Origin of the sequence: Bradyrhizobium sp. PRIMUS42 (assembly GCF_023006515.1) — a bacterium.
Lineage (GTDB): Bacteria > Pseudomonadota > Alphaproteobacteria > Rhizobiales > Xanthobacteraceae > Bradyrhizobium.
In genome coordinates this window covers 1-555 of record NZ_JALBGZ010001498.1, presented here as the reverse complement: position 1 = coordinate 555, position 555 = coordinate 1, and the positions used below count along the sequence as shown (strand labels likewise).

At 69.5% G+C, this 555-nt stretch carries 1 protein-coding gene; it reads right to left on the bottom strand.

What is annotated here, in order from left to right; all coding sequences use genetic code 11:
* Positions 1-537: Ig-like domain-containing protein (locus MOV75_RS41290; protein ID WP_247008642.1), on the bottom strand; the 537-nt coding region annotated here is incomplete at its 3' end.
* Positions 538-555: the final 18 nt, after the last annotated feature.

Below are 555 nucleotides of genomic sequence, written 5' to 3'. Positions count from 1 at the left end.
GGCCGTGATCACATGCCCGACCGGATGCGCCAGCGGCGCGCCGCCGAGCACCAGCTGCACGGTATCGCCGATGGCAGCCGCAGGGGTCAGCGCCACTGTGAAGCTCGGCGACGTCGTCGAGGTGATGTTGTCGGTAGCCGAGGTACCGCTGTCCGAGCCGGCTGTCAGGTCCGGTGCACCGCCGGTCGGTGCCGTAGTGTCGAGGGTGAAGCTCAGCGAGGCCGAGCCGGGGTTGCCAAAAGTGTCGGTCTGGCTTGCGACGATGGTGTGCGGTCCGTCGGCCAGCCCGCTCGGCGTAAACGACCACGCCCCCTGCGCATCCGTGGTCACTGTCGCCGCGATCGGGCTGCCGTCGACCGTGAAGTGCACCACGGTGTTGGCAAGGCCGGTGCCGCTCAGCGCCGGATTGGCGGTGACATGATCGGTGACTGAAGTGCCGGTGTCGGCAACCAGAGCCTCGGTCACGGTCGGGCCGGTGGTGCTCAGCGTGTAGACCACCGCGCCGCTGGTCGCGGTGTTGCCGGCCGCGTCGCTCACCCGCGCCGTCAGGGAGTT